Here is a 16,662-nt window from a genome sequence, read left to right as displayed (position 1 = left end):
GCTGCAGCGCCCGATAGTGCCACGTAATTCGGCCTGGGATCGGTCTGCGCCGCCAGCGCGCTCAGACGCGAGTAACTAGCGTGAGGGTGCTCTTGTCCACAGGCGCGCCCTCGCTGCCGTTGCGCGCGAGCCCGCTCGCGTAGTCTGACCGCCATGACCAAGATCCTTGTCGTGGAAGACGACGCGACCATGGGGGCTCTTGTCCAACATGGACTCGAGGATGACGGCCACGAAGTCACGCTCGTCACCAACGGTGTCGATGCCCTGATCGCCATCGCCCACGACACCTACTCGGCCGCCGCGATCGACGTCATGTTGCCCGAAATGACCGGATTCGAAATCTGCCGTCACCTGCGCGAGCAAGGCAACCTGCTTCCCGTGCTCCTACTGACCGCCAGGGATGCTGTCGAAGACCGCGTGGTCGGCCTCGATTCGGGGGCGGATGACTACCTCACGAAACCGTTCGCTTTCGTCGAATTCTCGGCCCGCATCCGCGCTCTCGTTCGTCGAGATCTGGCGATCAGCAGAGCGACCCTCATCATCGGCAACCTCACGCTCGATGCCGCTACCGTGCGCGCTACCGTTGGCGGCACTCCCCTGCCCATGAGTTCTAAAGAGTTTGCGCTGCTCTGGATGCTCGCCTCACACGAAGGTGAACCGCTCACCCGTTCGGTGATCTTGGAGGAGGTCTGGGGCACGACCGCCCACATTGATGCCAACGTGGTGGATCAGTACGTGAGCTATCTGCGCCGTAAGCTGCAGCCAACTCAGTCGGCACTTTCCATCCGCACAGTGCGCGGTGTCGGCTACGCGCTATCGGCGAAGGCGTGATGTTTTCGGCCCTCTCTATCCGTGCCCGCATCACGTTGGGCAGTGTTGCCGCCGTTGCGATCCTCTTGACGATCGCCCTTCTAGTGGTGCGCGCGTCAGTCGAGCAGATGCTGATCGAGGCCGATTACACTCTTGCCGCAAGCGACCTAGTCCCGCTTATCGCCGACATCACTGAAAACCCCGACGGCGCGATTGAGAATCCCGGCACCGGCGTACTGGTGTTTGTTCGCGATCCTTCCGGAACGGTGCACGTCAACTCGCTGCCGTACGACGTAAGGAAGGCCATCGATAGCCACGAGCAGTCCACCGGAACCTTCGACTTTCGCGACGATGAAAAGAGCGCGTTTGTTATCTCCGGCGCTGTTGTTCCGACCATCTCCGGCGAGTGGATGGTGTGGTCAGCACGTTCCACGGCCGCCAGCGAACTCGCCCTGCGCCGCCTCAGCGAAATTCTCGTGATCGCCGCCATCGTTTTGCTTGTCGGCTTCGCTCTCGCCTCGTGGATTCTTGCGACTGTCGCCCTCCAGCCGGTGAACGCAATGCGTCGCAAAGCCGAAGAGTTCAGCGCAGATTCTGAAGCGACCCTTCCCGTTGGTCCTGCCCGAGACGAGCTCTCGGCACTCGCTGAAACCCTCAACGCCTTCCTTGCCAGCAGCCGCGCCTCTACCGAACGCGAAAAACAAATGGTGTCGGATGCGGCCCATGAGTTGCGCACCCCTCTGGCGGCGCTCAGAACGCAACTCGAGCTCGCGCACTCCGACTCGGGTGATGCGGCTGCTCTTGCCGCTCACGTGTCGCTGGCCAAGGCATCCGTCAATCGCCTGACCTCGTTGGCTTCGAATCTGTTGGAGCTCAATCGACTAGATACAGACCCTGGCACGATGCAGACCGCAGCCGGCGGCCTCCTCGATGAGTTCATGGGCAGCATCGACCGAGCGCGGCTTCTGGGCATGGCAAAGTCGGCGCGGATAGAGTTCACGGTCGACGTGGCTGATGAGAGCGCACGATATGCCGTGGGGGTTCACACTTTCGGTCGACTCGTCGACAATCTGTTGTCGAATGCGGTGGCCGCGATCGCCGCGAAGGGTGAAGTTGTTGCCACGCTGCATCAGGATGCGACGCAACTGCGGTTGGAAGTGCACGACACCGGCCCCGGCATGTCCGAGGAATTCATCCCGATCGCTTTCAATCGTTTCTCCCGTCCCGACAATTCGCGCACCGCCACCACGGGAGGGAGCGGTCTCGGACTCGCTCTGGTGCATGCGATCGCCGTGGCTGCCCGGGGCACGGCCAGGTTGGACAATACCGAAACCGGTTTACGCGTGACGGTTGCTCTGCCAAACATGTGAGTTCGCTCATGTAAGAGCGCCTCATTTCTTGGCGTTCCCTTAGATTGCGGCAGCAGAGTGGGAGGATGCCCGCTACCCAGGCCAATACCCAGGCCACTTCCCGTCGCGCTGCCTCACAACCGCGCAATTCCGCCGCCAAATATCGACGCAAGTATGCCCGCCGCAACCGTCGTTCCGACATCCTTGTCATCGCATTCTGGGCCTCCGGGCCTACCGCTGCCGCGCTCTACCTAGCCTCGCAAACCGCCAGTCAATTCACGGTCGGTGAAACCATCACGAGCATGGGCATCGTTGCGGGTCTGATTGGCACTGACTTCATTCTCGTGATGTTGGTGCTCGCGGCCCGCATCCCCTTCATCGATGCGACCATCGGCCACGACCGCGCTATCGCCATGCACCGTTCACTCGGCAAACCTGCGCTCTACCTGCTGCTCGGCCATGCCGTCCTGTTGATTGTCGGTTATGGGCTGTGCACAGGAGTTAACCCGATTGCCGAAATCGGTCCGATGCTTGCCCTCCCCGATATGCCGCTCGCTTTCATCTCCCTCGGGCTCATGATTGCTGTCGTGGTGTCGTCGCTCGTTGCCGTGCGGCGCCGTTTCAGCTATGAGGGCTGGCATCTCATTCACTTGCTCAGTTATGCGTCGGTGGTGTTTGCGCTTCCGCACCAGCTCAGCGTCGGCGGGGTCCTCGCTGAAGGAACGTTTCAGCGCATCTACTGGATCGCCCTCTACGTTGCGGCGATCGGGGGCATCGTGATGTTTCGGTTTGTCGAGCCGATCGTGTCCAGCGTGCGTCACCGCCTTCGCATTTCAGCGGTCGACGTGATCGCTCCCGGGGTGACCGCAATTCAGTTCAGCGGTCATGCGCTGCGTGAACTTGACGCATCCGGTGGCCAGTTCTTCATCTGGCGTTTCTGGACGAGACGCACGTGGTGGCACTCGCACCCTTTTTCACTCTCCGCGATGCCGACCAACAGGTCAGCGCGCATTACCGTTCGAGCCCTCGGCGAAGGCAGCACTCAACTAGGAACTTTGCCGGTCGGCACCCGCGTGAGCTTCGAAGGCCCCTACGGGCTGTTCTCGAATGTCGCACGCACCAGCCCGAAAGTGGCGATCATTGCCGCCGGGATCGGTGTGACACCGGTGCGTGCCCTTCTCGAGCAAGCTAGTTTTGATCCCGGCGATGCGACTGTATTGTTGCGCGCCAGCACTCCAGACGAGGCCTACCACTGGGATGAGGTTCGGGCGATCGCCGCCACAAAAGGTGCCGCTTTTTATACAATGATCGGTCATCGGTCTCGCACCACCTCGAGCTGGATCTCTGCCGCCGATGTCGATCGTGGTGTCACCCTCGCCACCATCTTCCCTGACCTGGCCGACTCCGATGTGTACCTCTGTGGGCCGACCCCGTGGCTCGATCTCGTTGAAGCAGAAGTGCGAGCCGCCGGACTGCGCTCTCATCAGATTCACTCGGAAAGGTTCGACTGGTGAGAACACGAACGATGCTGGCGGGCATCCTTGCGGCAGGAAGCGTGCTGATAGTCAGCCACCAAGCAGGCATGAGAGTTGTCACGAGCGACGGCACGTCGTTGACGGCTCCAATCGATCCAACACCAGCTATCACTCCGAGCGTGGTGATCACGCCAGAGGAGGCCGTGTTAGATCTCGTTGACGGGACATATACCGGATCACGCATCAACACTCGTTTCGGCGACGTTCAAGTCGCCGTGACAGTCTCAGCTGGCATCGTCACCGAGGTTGCGGCTCTCACTCTGGCCGACAAATACAGTCGCTCTGACCAGACCAGCAACAAAACGGCACCGATTCTGCGTGCTGAAGTTATCGAGTCGCAGTCTGCTCAGGTCTCCCACGTGAGCGGTGCGACCTACACGAGTCAGGCCTATCTTGAGTCGGTGCAATCGGCACTCGACCAAGCTGCTTCCTGAGGCGGCTCGCGAACCTCGCTCTTCCCAACCCGGAGCTCGCTCAGCTAATAGGTGGGTGGTTCCGGGCAATCCCATAGCTTGAAGCCGCAGGGTATACACATGACCACGCACGCCGCGACCCGACGCGTCGCCGCCCGGCCCCCCATCGCCGGCGGCGACTACCGGCGTGCGTTCGCGCGTCGCGGCCGTCGTTCCGATGCGCTCGTGATCGCGCTGTGGGCTTCCGGAGCCGCCGCCGCTGCGCTCTTCTTGGCATCCGGAGGGCTCAGCCAGTTCTCTTCGATCACCGAGATCCTCACCAGCGTCGGAATCGTCGCGGGGCTGATCGGCACCGACTTCATTCTGGTGATGCTGGTGCTCGCCGCCCGCATCCCCCTCATCGATGCGACGATCGGCCACGATCGCGCCATCGCCCTCCACCGTTCGCTCGGCAAGCCCGCGCTCTACCTGCTTCTCGGGCACGGTGCGCTCCTCCTGATCGGTTACGGAATGTCGACGGGCATCAACCCGATTGCCGAAATCGGACCCATGCTTTCCCTGCCCGACATGCCGCTCGCCTTCATCGGCCTCGGGCTCATGATCGCCGTCGTCGTGTCATCACTGGTCGCGGTACGTCGACGGTTCAGTTACGAAGGCTGGCACCTCATCCACCTGCTCAGCTACGTGTCGGTGGCCTTCGCGCTGCCTCACCAGCTGAGTGTCGGAGGGGTACTCGCTGACGGCAGCCTTCAGCGCGTGTATTGGATCGCACTCTACGTGCTCGCACTCGGCAGCATCGTGACGTTCCGGTTCGCCGAGCCGCTCGTCTCGAGCCTCCGCCATCGGATGCGCGTGGCCGCAGTCACCGAGATTGCCCCGGGCGTCACCACGATTCAACTGGCGGGCAACGATCTACGGGCACTCGGAGCATCCGGAGGCCAGTTCTTCATTTGGCGGTTTTGGACACCACGCACCTGGTGGCACTCGCACCCGATCTCATTGTCGGCGATGCCCACCGCCAGCTCGGCGCGCATCACCGTCCGCAATCTGGGCACCGGCAGTGCCCAACTCACGGTGATACCGGTAGGCACACGCGTCAGCATCGAGGGGCCTTACGGGTTGTTCTCGGATGCCGCCCGCACGTCACCCAAGCTCACCATCATCGCCGCCGGAATTGGAGTGACTCCGGTGCGTGCCCTGCTCGAACAATCATCATTTGCTCCGGGTGAAGCCACCATCCTGTTGCGGGCCAGCACCGTCGAAGAGACCTATCACTGGGACGAAATTCGGGCGATCGCCGCCGCCAAAGGTGCCACCTGTTATTCGATGGTCGGCCACCGCCCGCGGGGTGTCGACAGCTGGATGACCGCAGCGGACTATGAGCGCGGAGTCACTCTTCAGAGCGCCTTCCCCGACCTCGCAGACTCCGACGTGTACCTGTGCGGACCCACCGCGTGGCTCGACCTCATCGAGGTTGACGTGCGCGCTTCGGGCATCCGCTCCCATCAAATTCACGCAGAAAGGTTCGACTGGTGAGAACACGAGCGATCCTGGGAAGCATCCTCGCATCCACGAGCGTGCTCATCGTCGGCTACCAAGCAGGCGTGAGCGTCACCACGAGTGACGGCACGTCGTTGACGTTGCCGGTCGACTCAGCAGCAGGCACTGATCCGAACGCCACCACGACCGAGACAGCACCGACAGATTCGTCGAGTGGTTCTTCTTCGGGATCGACTACCGACTCGACCGCTCCAGAAGCAGCCGCTCCAGAGACGGCCGCGACTGGCCCGACCGACGGAACATACACCGGTTCAAGCGTCAGCACTCGTTTCGGCAATGTGCAGGTTGCCGTGACGATTTCCTCCGGTTCCATCACCGACATAACGGCCCTTCAACTGACGGATGACGATGGTCGTTCGGTGCAAATAAGCAACCGGGCAGCCCCGATTCTGCGCACCGCGGTGCTCGAATCGCAATCGGCTCAGGTCTCGAATGTGAGTGGTGCCACCTACACAACTCAGGCCTATCTCGCGTCGGTGCAGTCCGCACTCGACCAGGCTGGTGCGTGATGCGGCACGTCTTTGAAACGATGGGCACGGTTGCTTCAATCGAACTTCCGAGCGCCTGGGCCTCGGAGCGTGCCGAGCTAGAGCGCATCTTTCGCGCGGTCGATGACCGCTTCAGCCTCTACCGCCCCGACTCTGAACTGAGCAAGGTTGCCGATAGCCGGCTCACCCTTCCCTCTGCCAGTAGCGTCCTGTTGGCCAGCTATGCCCGCGCGCTCGAGTGGCGCGCTGCCACCGGCGGCAACTTCACTCCGAACCGTCCCGACGGCACGATTGACCTCAACGGGATTGTCAAAGCCGAAGCGATTGAGCAGGCTGGCGAATACCTCACGTCGGTCGGATGCCCGCAGTGGAGCATCAACGTGGGTGGCGACATCCTCGTCTCCCCCACCGGCGCAGCCACCGCGGTCACCTCTCCGGCCGGGCAACTCGCGCCCGCGCTTCTGCGTGCCGGGATCGCCGACCCTGCCGCCCCAACGCAGCTCTTGTGTTCGCTGGAGTTGCGGCATCCGCGCCGCGCGATCGCGACCTCGGGCAGCGCTCAGCGCGGCGATCACATTTGGCGCGGCGGCAGTTTCGAGCCTGCCGAGTTCGTGCAGGTCAGTGTCGTCGCGAATGACATTGTGACCGCCGATGTTCTGGCGACAACGATCGTGGCGGGTGGCCAGGCTGCTCTCGACGATGTTACTGATCGTTGGGATGTCGACGTCATCACGGTAGATCGTGCGGGAGACTTGCGGGCGACACCCGGGCTCGTGAGTGCCTTAGCTTCAGCCTCCTAGAACGGCCACACCCGCGTGACGGTCCAATAGAGTCCGACGAGCCCGATCGCAATGCTCGCGCTGACCCGAATGATTTCGAAGCGTTTGGGCACCAGTCGAGTCAGCACTGCCGCAACGGCGAGCACGAGCAGCACGACGATGGTCTGTGCAATGTCAATTCCGAGGTTGAAGCAGATGAGCGCAATGACGTGGTCAGAGGTGACGAGCCCGAGTTCGGAGAGGCTGGATGCAAAGCCGAGGCCGTGCACCAGACCGACGACGCCTGCGATCCACCAGCGGTATTCGCCGGCTTTTCGTCGGAGTGCGAGAACCGCGGCGGCAACGATGGAGAGCGCGATGAGCGGTTCAACGATGCCCGCAGGAATCGACACAATGCTGAAGTAGGCAAGGCAAAGACTGATCGCGTGCCCGACGGTGAACGCGGTCACGAGTTTGATGGCGGGCCACCACACGGCGCGACCCTTCTTGACGCCGACTACGCCGAGCGCGAGCACAACAAGAAAGAGGAGGTGGTCAGGGCCGAGCTGAATGTGCTCGAAGCCCTGCAAGAGAAATGAACTTGCGGTCGCCCAGGCGCCCAGCGTGAACGACACTGCGCCCTCATCGCTGAGGTGGCCGAGAACGGCGCCCTCCGCGTCGGAAAGCAGAATCGCGTTGCTCGGTGAGGGGAATGTCCACGTCACGGCGAGTTCATCCAGCTCGCCTTCAAATTCTGCTGAAGCGAAAGCGACGCCAACATATTCGGATGCCGCGAGTTCGGTGTCGGTGCTGGATCCCTGAAACGAGAGCCCGGCCCCAATAATCTCAAGCGCCTCGCCGTTGACGGCGAGCGTCACGTTTTCGCGAACTGTACCGACGAGCGTCGCCGCAGCCGCGGCTTCTTGTTCGCTTAGTTCGGTGGCGTCGATGAGGCCGTCACCGCTGGTGTCTTCGAGTCCCAGTTCGGCGAATTCGACGAGTCCGGTCCCGACAACTCTTCCCTGATCGACGGTAAGAATGAGGGCTTCACTCGTGCCGTCGTGAGCGTATGCCGCAGTCGGCATAACGAGGGCCAGCGTTGCAACGATAAGCCCGGCCAGCACGGTGAGCCTCGCCAGAGGCGAGAACCCACCGTGCCGTGCGGATCGTGCTGTGGTGCTGTGGTGCACTACCTAGTTTCCCTGGTCAGGCGCTTCGCCGTCGGGCGGGCCACCGTCACCGGGTGCGCCGCCTCCGCCACCAGCGGTGCCGTTCGGCAACGCGACGTTGTCGCCGTCAGGGCTAGAGAGTGTTACCTCTGCCGTTGCCCCTACTCGGCACAGTGGCAGGTTGGATGCGTCGGTGCTGAGGTGGTAGTGGTACACCTCACCGAACTCTTCGGTGTCAGAAACGTGGCCGCCGCACTCATCGAGGTCGGTAGGTACTGCGCCATCCTCTTCTGAGCCGTAGATCACGTAGCCGTCGTAGGCGAGCGCGACGGGAGCTTCGTTATCTTGCTCGATCGCACAGGTCACGTTCGCTCCGGCGTCATCCAAGATCGACTGAATCGACTCGGCGCCGAAGTGCCAGTGGTAGTACCCCGAGGGGTCAATGTGGCCACCGCAGGCATCAAGCGCCGGAAGCCCGCCGGTGTCGAGCACCGAGGGAGCGTCGCCGAAGATTGTCACACCATCAAAGGCGAGACCGATCTGCGAGATCACCGAGAGGTCCGTTACTTCATCGAGAAGCTCGGGCGTCGTGGGGATCAGCACCTGAAGGTGATAGCTATCATCCGGCGTGGCCTGCAGGCAGGAATTCTCTGTCGTCGATGACGACGGAGTTCCGCCAGCAGGGTCCACGATCGTGATGTCGCCATCCGCGTCAGCGAACTCGAAGCCTTGCGACTCCATGAGGGCCCAGAAGTCTTCATCGAGCGCGTAGAGACCAGGTTCGTCCCCATCCCAGACCCAAATTCCACCCTCGTCCGTGGTGGTTTCGGGGCAGAACGGACCCTCAGTATCGACCGCTGATGAGAGACTCGCGACCTCGAATTGGTAGCACGTTGACTCGCTGCCGTTGGAGAGGGTGCAGTCGACGGTGATCGCGTCTGACGTCAACGCTCCGTCGGCGAAGAGCGCTGCGACTTCGGAATCCGTCGCCGACGATACCGCGTCGCTAGTGCTGTCCGTCGAGTCGTCAGCTGCTGTGCACGCGCTCACTAACAGCGCGAGACAGGCCAAGGGCACCAACACAAATTGGGCGGATGTTTTCATACTGATTCTCCAGAAGGTTTCGTCAGAAACGGTTCAGTTGCAATCGCCTTTGGGGCTATTCGTTAGGGTCAGCGGGAGCGCCACCAGCGGGCGGGCCGCCCGCGCCTTCATCGTCACTGGCTACCGTCTCGCCGACGAGGCACTGAATAACCTGGTTCTTTTCAGCGGAGTTCGCGTGGTAGTGGTAACCGAGTTCGTCGGTGGTGTGTCCGTTGCACTCGTCGAGCTCCACGTTGGCGAGCTCTTCGTCGCTGTAGGGGCTGTGCACGGCGAAGCCGTCCATCGCGTAACCGAAGATCGGGGTCTCGCCTTCGGCGGCATCGCCAACTTCGGAGCACCCTGTCGCACCGTGCAGGTGGTAGCCCTCGAACGGGTTGAAGTGGGCGCCGCAGTCGTCGAACGAGGCGATCGTGTAGGCGCCGAGGATGGCGTCAACGGGAGCGGACTCGGCGATGACGACACCGTCAAGAGTGATGCCCTGGTTGCCCTGCGATGCTGCTGACGCGTCAGCGGCAACAGGAGTGGTGGGGATCAGAACGGTCGACTCGATCGGCTCACCGTTGTCGAGGAAGTCATAGCTGCCCTCGATGCAGTAGTTCTGGTAATCGGGATCGACATCTGGTCGCGCGGCAGCTTCAAAAGCTTCGACGGTGTCGGTGACGTAGACGTTGCCGTCTTCGTCATACATGTGCCAGCCGTCATCGCCGTAGGTCTCCGCGAGGTTCGCGATGAACTCACCATCGAGGTCGTAGACCTCTTCTCCATCGAACCAAATACCGGCGTCGTCAGCCGAAGTGGAGGTCGTGTCAGGGCAGAACGGGCCGATCTCGTGGTCGGTGGGGTATCCGGATATCGTGATCTCGTAACAGGTCGTTTCCGTGCCGCCGTTAAGCGTGCAGTCAACGGTCGCTGGGTCCCCAACGATCGCTCCATCAACGAACAGGTCAAGGTCGAGTCCAGCCGACACGGCAGTGGTGGAACCGTCGGTTGAGGTCGAGGTGGTGGTGTCGGCCGAAGCGCACGCGGCCAGCGCGAGGGCTGACAAGACGAGCACGCCCGCGAACAGCGGGGGACGTTTGAGGCGGATGTCGCGCCGTACAGTTGTGTTCATAGTGACACCCTCGGCGCGGTTGCTGTGGTCACGCTGTGGAATGCGCCACAACTGTGCCACAGTTTTTCTTGCTAGATTCAGGCCGTGTCGAACGCACCGCAGTCACCCGCCCATCGCATCCTCGTAGCCGAAGACAGCGAAGCGATTAGTGACGTCGTGACCACCGCTTTGAGCTTTCAGGGCCATGCGGTCATGAGCGTCGCCGATGGCCATCAGGCGCTCAGCTCGGCGCTCGCCCAGCCCACTGATCTCATCGTTCTCGATGTGATGCTCCCCGGCATTGACGGTCTCGAAGTGTGCCGCCGACTGCGCGCCACCGGGTCGACGACCCCCATTCTCTTTCTCACTGCGCTGGCGGAGCCCGAGGATCGCATCCGCGGATTCGCCACCGGTGGCGACGACTACCTGACCAAACCGTTCACCGTCGACGAGCTGGTGTTCCGCGTTGCGGCGATCCTGCGTCGCACCAGCCCGAGCACGGCTACAACCATGCTGCAGGTTGGCTCGCTCACTCTTGATCTAGCCGGCCACCAGGCTCGTCGCGGCGGAGCCCTCGTTGATCTTTCGGCCACAGAGTTTCGGCTCTTGCACTACCTCATGGCCAATCGCGGCGTTGTGCTCTCTAAGGCCCAGATCCTCGTTGAGGTGTGGCAAGACGACTTCTCTGGCAGCGAGAATGTGGTCGAGTTGTACATCGGCTACCTGCGCCGCAAGCTCGATGACGGGCATCCGACCCTCATTCATACCCGCCGCGGCATAGGTTATGTTCTGCGCGAGGATGCCCCGTGAGACGCCTCTCTCTGCGGTGGATGCTGCTGCTGCCCGTTCTCGCGACGATCGTCGTAGGCTTCCTCGCCTTCGCCCTTGCTGTGGACGTCAGCGAAAGCGCTCGTCGGCTCGCAGAAGTGGACGCCGAACTCGCCCGTGCGGAAGTGACCACTGTTCCACCGCCCGCCGACGCGGACCCCGATGCCCCTGCCCCACGCCCCGATTCTCTTCCCGATAGCGGCCCGACCACGGAGTCGGAGCAAGTGCCACCCACTCCGAACATTGATGACCAGAGCCTCCCGGTCCAGTTCACCGTCGCACCCGACGGTACTGTTCTCGACAATCTGGGGATCACAAGCCCATTCGCTGCGGCGGATCTCGCGTACTTCGGGGCAACGACCACGAGCACTACAGCCACGGTCGACAACTATCGGGTGTTAATCTCGCCGACCCCGGATGGTGTGGTTCGCGTGACCGCGTTATCGCTCGATTCTTACAACGCAGCGTTGGCAAGCCTGCGCGGCACTCTTGTGGTTGGCGGGGTCACGATCGCAGTGCTCGAAGCTGCGATGGCCTGGTTCCTCGCCCGGCAGATCGCACGGCCACTCGCCGGAGTTGCTCGGAGCGTTACGCAGATCGCGGATGGCGGGCTTGACACCCCGATTGCACCAGCGGGTGGCTCGCGCGAGATCGCGGAGCTCTCGACCGATATCGATCGGATGGTGAACCGACTGCGGGATGCCCTCGCCGAGCGAGAGCAGTCCGCCGCCGATGCTACGCGGGCCCGAAATGACATGCGTCGCCTGCTTGCGGATGTCGCTCACGAGATCCGCACCCCACTAACCGCCCTCAAGGGTTACAGCGACCTCTACGCGCAAGACATGCTTTCCACTCCGGGCGCTCTCGATCGCGCAATGTCCCGCGTAGGCGACGAAAGCATCCGCCTCAACGTGCTCGTCAACTCGATGTTGCAACTGGTGCGGGAGGGAAAACCGCTCGAGGCCGTGGAGGAGGATGTTGACCTGGTCACGGTGGCAGAGAACGTGGTCGACGATCTACGGGTCGCTTTCCCGTCGCGCACGATCACGACCGATCTCGGCGCAGTAGTGAACGTTCCGCTCACCGGCAATCCGGCGCAACTCCACCAAGCGCTACTTAACCTTGTCGCGAACGCGTGCCGCCATACCCCGACTGATACCGTCGTCGCTGTCGTTGCGAACCTCATTGACAACGAGGCTGTGATCAGCATCGTGGATCACGGACCAGGCATTGCCGAAGACGAGCGAGACAAAATCTTCCAGCCCTTCTACCGCTCAGATCCGTCTCGCGTACGGAGCAGTCACGACGGCGCCGGTCTCGGCCTTGCCGTCACTCTGGAGATCGCACTCCAGCATCACGGCTCTGTGCAATTGCGGCCAACCTCGGGAGGCGGTGCAACCTTCGAGCTGCACCTCCCCCTCGCCGAGGAGCCGACAATTCAGGACTGAACGGCCGACTCCTCCCACGCGCCGGAGACCGAGCTCAGAATGTGGCTCGGCTCCTAGCGATGCTGGTTACACCGATTGAACGCTCGTAGCTGACGCGACGGTTTCAATATTGAGTTCGCCTTTCAGCCCTGCCACGCGATGAACCGCAGCGGCTTTCCACTCGTCCGTGCGGACCATGTCCACAAGATCGGACCGTTGGCCATAGCGCGCGATCATGATCTCGTCCCACAGCTCTTCGACTTCGCCGGTGTTCAGGAACGTCACGTCGCCGTCGAAGGTCACTTCTCCGCCGATGCCCCGGATCAACTCTTCCGCCACCTTGGCATAGAGGTGGTAGGCCTCGCGGCCCGTGAGCTCGGTTTCTCTGCCGTCGGGGTACTCGGCGTGATCTCTAAACTTCAGCATGTTGACCATGAAGATAGGACCTTCCGGACCGGGTTGCCCGATTTCCTCGAGACGCTCCTTGCTGGTGGGCAGAATTTCGTTCTCAACGTCCATGTGTGATCCTTTGGTTGGTGCCGGCCAACGGCCAGCCACGCTAGTGCACGCTACACCTCTGGATGGAGTCTGCAGTACCGGAGCAGTGCGCCCTTCGAGCTTCACCGCCATTGAGATCGCTCCAGCGGTACAACGGCGTGCGCACCTCCGAGCGACGTCGTCGACGGCAGTGTGACTGCGCTCTAGCGTGAGTCCCGCGATGATTCGCTGGCTGCCCAATTCGTGCGCACGTGACCGAGGTGGTTGCGCATGATCTGTTCCATCGCGGTGCGATCGTGCTCAAGCGCCGCATCGATCATCGCGTAGTGCTCGTTCGTGTTCTCGACAAGGTGGCCCGCATCGGCAACCCCCTTGAGCCCGTGTAGGCGGGTGCGATCGCGCAGCTCCCGCACGGTCGCCACGAGGATGTTGTTGCCGTGCAGCGCAAGAAAGCGGGTGTGAAAAGACGCATCGGCGCTGAGGTACGCCGTGAGGTCTTTACGGCGGGCGGCATCCACCATCTCGTCGACGATGGGTCGCAGCGCGTTCAGCTGCGTGTCCCGTTCAGCGCCGGATGCTGCGGCAACTTCTCCCATGATCGGCACTTCGAGCAGCAGCCGCACTTCGGTGATCTGGTCGAGGTCCCGCGGGGTGACCTCGGTGATGCGAAAGCCGGTATTCGGCACTACATCGACCATTCCGTCGCGGGCAAGGTCGAGCATCGCCTCGCGAACCGGAGTTGCCGAAACGTCGAGCTGCTTGGCTAGCGCCGGAGCTGAGTAGACCTGACCTGGCACTAGCTCCCCCGCGATCAGTGCTGCCCGCAGCGTGTCAGCCACATACTGGCGGATGCTCGCGCGCGGCGGTCGCGGCGCCAACGTCGGCTCAGTCATTGGCAGCACTTCCGCCATCGTTCGTGAGACTCATGGCACGGCTGATCGCGGACGCAACGGCAAGGTCTTCCCAACTCATCCCCGAGCTCTTGAACACCACCGGACGGTCGGCCTCCAGTTCGGTCCGGCCGCAAATCACGTCAGACATTGTAAGTAGACGTTCGGCCGAAAGCACCCCCTCCTCGATAGCGAGGATCACGTCGCCACTTTCCCGCAGCGCCGTGGGAACGTCTTCGACGATCACTTGCGCGCGCGCCATGAGCGCGGAGTCGAGTTCACGGGCATCCGGTTCGTGCGAGCCAACGGCAATCACGACGGCGTCATCTCGGACGGCCGCAGAGTCAAAGAGCGGAGTGCGGGCTGTCGTCGCGCAAATTATGAGCCCCGCCTCGGCAACGGCGGCTTCGGCATCGGCGCTCCCCGCCGCCACGACCGCGGCTTCAGCGACGTCAATGGGCCGCGGAGTGCGCACGACGAAGGTGACGGATGAGATGTGTCGCCGCGAACCCAACACGGCTTTCAGCGTTGCGAGGTGATCGATTCCCTGTGGGCCTGCCCCAAAAACCACAACGTTGAGTGGTTCCGTCGCACGAAGCAGAGCATCCTCGGTGGCCGCCAGCGACACTGCTGGCGTGCGGATGTTCGAGAGCGCCGCACCTTCCATCAACAGTTGCGGCGTCAGGGTTTCGCTGTCGAACAATACGTAGAGGCCTTGGATGCGGGCAAGCCCTCGCCCCGGATTCTCCGGACTGATCGTGATGATCTTGATGCCGGCGTAGGGCCCGACCTCCGAGGGCATCAGGAGAAAGTCGCCCTGGGTCAGCTTCTCGGTTGACCGCACATGGTCGGTTCCCGTATCGAAGCCGGCGAGCAGTGCATCCTGAATTGCACCAACAGCTTCGACCGGGCTGATCGCGGCATACAGAGCCGCAGTGTCGAGGTAGCGGGGCGCCGCGCTCATCGCAGCACGAACCCTGGTGTGAGGGTGTCGCGAGCGTCGACGGTAAAGACATGCTCGCCCGTCTTGAACGCCATGCCCGATACTTGCGGCATCACCGCGTCGTAGCCTTCCGCCTCAACGCGCTCGAGCACTCGCGCGGTAAACTGCGATCCCACAATCGAGTCGTGCACCAGCGTTGCGCCATCCGCGAGTGTGCCATTCGCCGTGAGAGTTGCAAGGCGCGCGCAGGTGCCCGAACCGCACGGCGACCTATCGAGCTCGCCGTCGGCAAAGATCGTGGCATTGCGTTGGTGAACAGCGCCGCCCGGATGCGGTGGCAGCGTTTCGTAGACGATAGTTCCGTAGATGCCGCTTAGTCGCTCGTCGGACGGATGCACGGCACACTCCGAATCGTTGAGAGCCCACTTGATCTCCCGCCCGATTGCGATCACGGCTGCCGCATCCTCGGGCGTGACAGTGAGTCCGACCGATGCTGCATCCAGTTGCGCGTAGATGGCGCCACCAAAAGTCACATCGACAACGACCTCGCCCAGCGACGTAGCGACGGGAACGCGTTCGGCAAGCACGTAACTCGCGACGTTAATGAAGTCGACGCCGGTTACGCTGTCGTCATCGGTGTGCACGCGCGCGGTAACCCGTCCGGAGGGAACATCGATGACAACGTCGGTAATCCCACTCGGGTCTATGGCGATGAGTCCGCTCTCGATTGCCCAGACGCCGAGCGCAATCGTGCCGTGCCCGCACGCAGTAGAGAACCCGTCTCTGTGCCAGAACAGCACCCCGAAGTGCGCGCCGGCGTCGTTCGGCTCGACGATAAAACCGCCATACATATCGGCATGGCCGCGGGGCTCAAAACAGAGAATCTGGCGGATGCGCTCAAGCTCCGGCGACTGCATCGCGTATACGCGCTTCTCGGGAACCCCAACGCCCTCGATGCTCACCGGCAGCGACGAGACGATCCGAAACGGCTCGCCGCCCGTGTGATAGTCCACTGTCGAGTACTGTTCCACCACGATCGGCCAGCCTTTCCGCGCTTCTAAGTACTATTGCAATTGCAATGCCTTTCAGTCTGGCAGCGGCGACGCACTTTGTCGATGCGAAGTTAGCGGCCCCGCACGCCGCGCCCTGCTCGCTAAGATACAGAGCGCGCAGCACTTAGGCGCACAAACGCATCATCAACTCGGCTCGACGCCGCCCATCGAGCTGGCGCCCTTGTGCTGATCCGCGCGACCGAAGGTCGTCTCGAGCACATGCTGCATCTTGCGAGTCGCACCGTTGATTGCAGTTTCAACGGTTGAAGCATTGTCGGTTACGAGTTCAGGAGTGCGGTTTTCGGGGCGCGCTTCAAGCTGGCACCGGATGTCATCGCCTGTGCTCCGGCCGGCGCTCTCGTCACTCAGGTGAACTTCGAGTCGCGTGAGGTGGGAGCTAAAGTGAGCAAGCTTGGACTCGAGCTCCGACGTGATCGACGCAATCGTGTCTTCGCTGAGGGTGATGTTGTTATCGGTATTCACGATGACCTGCATGGTCGCCTCCTGGCGGTTGAGGATGCTGGTGCGTGCCCTGAGGTGAGAGGTTCGCAGGAGGGCCGCGAGTGCATCCACTCATCACGCTACTCCGCGAAGCTGTATTCCGCGGCATTGCCTTGGTGAGGCCATGATTGTCTGGTGGTTAAAGCAAAATAGCCACACCCCGAAGGGTGTGGCTATTTTACAATTGAAGTCCGGCGGTGTCCTACTCTCCCACAAGGTCCCCCTTGCAGTACCATCGGCGCAGAGA

Annotated in this window: 17 protein-coding genes; 9 read left to right on the top strand and 8 right to left on the bottom strand. The window is 62.2% G+C overall.

What is annotated here, in order from left to right; genetic code table 11:
- Positions 1 to 153: 153 nt before the first annotated feature.
- The 7 genes from I6E52_RS09950 (at position 154) to I6E52_RS09920 (ending at position 6,955) form a co-directional block, all read left to right on the top strand.
- Positions 154 to 831: a response regulator transcription factor gene (locus tag I6E52_RS09950; protein WP_197157100.1), complete on the top strand. Its 678-nt coding sequence runs from the start codon at positions 154 to 156 to the stop codon at positions 829 to 831.
- Positions 831 to 2,180 (top strand): cell wall metabolism sensor histidine kinase WalK, encoded by a 1,350-nt coding sequence (locus tag I6E52_RS09945; protein WP_197157987.1) that lies wholly within the window; start codon positions 831 to 833, stop codon positions 2,178 to 2,180. The genes I6E52_RS09950 and I6E52_RS09945 overlap by 1 nt, the downstream gene beginning before the upstream one ends.
- A gap of 65 nt (positions 2,181 to 2,245) precedes the next feature.
- A complete protein-coding gene (locus tag I6E52_RS09940) occupies positions 2,246 to 3,673 on the top strand; it encodes a ferric reductase-like transmembrane domain-containing protein (protein ID WP_197157099.1) in 1,428 nt (475 codons plus the stop codon).
- Entirely contained in the window at positions 3,670 to 4,128 is a 459-nt protein-coding gene (locus tag I6E52_RS09935; RefSeq protein WP_307842497.1) for an FMN-binding protein, read from the top strand. Before I6E52_RS09940 ends, I6E52_RS09935 begins: the two co-directional genes overlap by 4 nt.
- A gap of 99 nt (positions 4,129 to 4,227) precedes the next feature.
- The gene (locus I6E52_RS09930) at positions 4,228 to 5,643 is read left to right on the top strand and encodes a ferric reductase-like transmembrane domain-containing protein (RefSeq protein WP_197157098.1); all 1,416 of its coding nucleotides are present in this window, start codon (positions 4,228 to 4,230) and stop codon (positions 5,641 to 5,643) included.
- Positions 5,640 to 6,176, top strand: coding sequence for an FMN-binding protein (locus I6E52_RS09925; RefSeq protein ID WP_197157097.1), 537 nt, complete (start codon positions 5,640 to 5,642; stop codon positions 6,174 to 6,176). Before I6E52_RS09930 ends, I6E52_RS09925 begins: the two co-directional genes overlap by 4 nt.
- Complete coding sequence (locus I6E52_RS09920; protein WP_231602062.1) at positions 6,176 to 6,955, top strand: FAD:protein FMN transferase; 780 nt, start codon at positions 6,176 to 6,178, stop codon at positions 6,953 to 6,955. The genes I6E52_RS09925 and I6E52_RS09920 overlap by 1 nt, the downstream gene beginning before the upstream one ends.
- On the opposite strand, the gene I6E52_RS09915 is transcribed toward I6E52_RS09920, so the two are convergent.
- The 3 genes from I6E52_RS09915 to I6E52_RS09905 all read right to left on the bottom strand — a co-directional run bounded on the left by I6E52_RS09915 (position 6,952) and on the right by I6E52_RS09905 (position 10,297).
- A complete protein-coding gene (locus I6E52_RS09915) occupies positions 6,952 to 8,037 on the bottom strand; it encodes a HupE/UreJ family protein (RefSeq protein WP_197157095.1) in 1,086 nt (361 codons plus the stop codon). The two genes, I6E52_RS09920 and I6E52_RS09915, sit on opposite strands and share 4 nt — an antisense overlap.
- 69 nt (positions 8,038 to 8,106) lie before the next feature.
- Positions 8,107 to 9,186 carry a YHYH protein gene (locus I6E52_RS09910; RefSeq protein WP_197157093.1) on the bottom strand — a complete coding sequence of 360 codons (1,080 nt, stop codon included), beginning with the start codon at positions 9,184 to 9,186 and terminating at the stop codon, positions 8,107 to 8,109.
- Positions 9,187 to 9,241: 55 nt separating this feature from the next.
- On the bottom strand, positions 9,242 to 10,297 hold the full coding sequence (locus I6E52_RS09905; protein ID WP_197157091.1) for a YHYH protein: 1,056 nt from the start codon (positions 10,295 to 10,297) through the stop codon (positions 9,242 to 9,244).
- Positions 10,298 to 10,381: 84 nt separating this feature from the next.
- On the opposite strand from I6E52_RS09905, the gene I6E52_RS09900 reads away from it, so the two are divergent.
- Together I6E52_RS09900 and I6E52_RS14575 are read left to right on the top strand one after the other, a co-directional pair.
- A complete protein-coding gene (locus I6E52_RS09900) occupies positions 10,382 to 11,086 on the top strand; it encodes a response regulator transcription factor (protein WP_307842495.1) in 705 nt (234 codons plus the stop codon).
- A complete protein-coding gene (locus I6E52_RS14575) occupies positions 11,083 to 12,552 on the top strand; it encodes a cell wall metabolism sensor histidine kinase WalK (RefSeq protein ID WP_197157089.1) in 1,470 nt (489 codons plus the stop codon). Before I6E52_RS09900 ends, I6E52_RS14575 begins: the two co-directional genes overlap by 4 nt.
- 66 nt (positions 12,553 to 12,618) lie before the next feature.
- On the opposite strand, the gene I6E52_RS09890 is transcribed toward I6E52_RS14575, so the two are convergent.
- The 5 genes from I6E52_RS09890 to I6E52_RS09870 all read right to left on the bottom strand — a co-directional run bounded on the left by I6E52_RS09890 (position 12,619) and on the right by I6E52_RS09870 (position 16,487).
- Positions 12,619 to 13,050 carry a hypothetical protein gene (locus tag I6E52_RS09890; protein ID WP_197157087.1) on the bottom strand — a complete coding sequence of 144 codons (432 nt, stop codon included), beginning with the start codon at positions 13,048 to 13,050 and terminating at the stop codon, positions 12,619 to 12,621.
- Positions 13,051 to 13,232: 182 nt separating this feature from the next.
- Positions 13,233 to 13,922 carry a GntR family transcriptional regulator gene (locus I6E52_RS09885; RefSeq protein WP_197157085.1) on the bottom strand — a complete coding sequence of 230 codons (690 nt, stop codon included), beginning with the start codon at positions 13,920 to 13,922 and terminating at the stop codon, positions 13,233 to 13,235.
- On the bottom strand, positions 13,915 to 14,883 hold the full coding sequence (locus I6E52_RS09880) for an ornithine cyclodeaminase family protein (protein WP_197157083.1): 969 nt from the start codon (positions 14,881 to 14,883) through the stop codon (positions 13,915 to 13,917). Before I6E52_RS09880 ends, I6E52_RS09885 begins: the two co-directional genes overlap by 8 nt.
- Positions 14,880 to 15,875, bottom strand: a complete 996-nt coding sequence (locus I6E52_RS09875; RefSeq protein WP_307842494.1) for a proline racemase family protein — start codon at positions 15,873 to 15,875, stop codon at positions 14,880 to 14,882. Before I6E52_RS09875 ends, I6E52_RS09880 begins: the two co-directional genes overlap by 4 nt.
- Positions 15,876 to 16,058: 183 nt before the next feature.
- Entirely contained in the window at positions 16,059 to 16,487 is a 429-nt protein-coding gene (locus I6E52_RS09870) for an HPF/RaiA family ribosome-associated protein (protein WP_197157081.1), read from the bottom strand.
- Positions 16,488 to 16,662 lie beyond the last annotated feature (175 nt).

The sequence above is a fragment of the Salinibacterium sp. NG253 genome, from assembly GCF_015864945.1.
Lineage (GTDB): Bacteria > Actinomycetota > Actinomycetes > Actinomycetales > Microbacteriaceae > Rhodoglobus.
This window is presented reverse-complemented; position numbering and strand designations above follow the sequence as displayed.